1 protein-coding gene and 1 pseudogene are annotated in these 1322 nt (G+C 55.7%); one reads left to right on the forward strand and one right to left on the reverse strand.

What is annotated here, in order from left to right:
• Positions 1 to 82 precede the first annotated feature (82 nt).
• Positions 83 to 382 carry a hypothetical protein gene (locus tag X965_RS19470; protein ID WP_156341103.1) on the forward strand — a complete coding sequence of 100 codons (300 nt, stop codon included), beginning with the start codon at positions 83 to 85 and terminating at the stop codon, positions 380 to 382.
• Here the strand turns inward: X965_RS19470 and X965_RS19640 are convergent.
• A pseudogene (locus tag X965_RS19640) lies at positions 351 to 1322 on the reverse strand (invasin); the annotation flags it as partial. The gene X965_RS19470 and the pseudogene X965_RS19640 overlap by 32 nt on opposite strands.

Raw genomic sequence — 1322 nt, forward strand, 5'->3', positions numbered from 1 at the left:
CAAGATCCACATACTCACCTGTAAACTCATGAGTTAATGTGGATTTAACCTCATATAGTCAGATAAATAGCCCCCGGTTTCAGTGCAGACACTGACCCTCAGCCTGTCTTCGGTATCATATGCCGGAGGCTATCGTCTGACGGTGATTGCCGGTGCGGCTCGTTATGATAAAGACGGGCATTCCTGCGGAACAGTGACACCGAAGGAAGAAGCTGATTCCGTGAAACGCCTGAAAGCATTGCAAAAGGGTCAGGCTTTAACCGGTAAAGGCGGTATCTCCATCATTCATTATCCACAAACTCCCCCGCTTGAACGCAGGGGGAGGATAAAAGTAATAATGAAAACAAACACTAAAGACCCTGGCGGCACACAACGTGGTTAGAGGCGTTGTAGTTTGAAAAGCTTATTCCGCCCATGTTCACGAGGGCTATGTAGTAGAAAATGCTGTCCCTCTGCTCCGACGACCAGACTGCGTCGACGAAATACACGGACGCATAGTTCCCAATAGATCCCCACTCGTTCCACAGCGCACCCGTGCCGCGGACATGAATAGAAACGTAATCGGTAGTATGCCGGACCATCTGTGCCACTGTCGGCAGGCTGTACCCCGGCAGCGATGAGCAGTATTCATCCGCTGCGGACCAGTTAACAATAGCTCCATTATTATGTATGAACCAGCTGTTGAGCCTGAAACTGTACTTAATGATGCCTCCCTGACCATTTTTCGGTGTACCCGTGATGGTCACCTTGTCACCCGTACCGGTGCCGGTGAACGTTACCACACCATCAGTCACTGATACCCATCCGGCGTCGGCTTTCCATGTGTAGTCGGTTGCTTTTCTGCCGCCATTCGGCACGATAGTGAACGTTGCACCGGTAAAGCCGGTGGTAGGAAAACTCACCTCTTCACTGCTGACCGTGAAAGTGAATGGATTGCGCTGGGTATTAATCTCATAATATGCCGCGGTGATGGCGTACGCAGCGGACTCGGCCGCACCGTCCCACGTGCCGAGCTGCAGGGTCGCCTTCAGTCCGGTGCCCGCCCTGTCCGCCGTCCAGGTGCCGGTGTACGTGCCGTCGCCGTGGTCCGTCCAGCTGCTGCCGGCTTTCACTGACGCATTCGGCACCGTCACCGTGGCGGCGGTCAGTGCCGCCGACTCGCCGGCAACCCCGTTACCCTGTGCATCCTTCAGTGTCACCGTCACCGTGATGTCATCACCGGCGGTGTAGGTGCTGTTATCCACCGCAATGGCCGACGTGCCTTCCGCCGCATCACCCGCCGTGATGGCGTACGCCGCGGACTCGGCCGCACTGCCCCACGC

The sequence above is a fragment of the Morganella sp. EGD-HP17 genome, from assembly GCF_000512315.2.
GTDB classification, from domain to species: Bacteria; Pseudomonadota; Gammaproteobacteria; order Enterobacterales; family Enterobacteriaceae; genus Morganella; species Morganella morganii.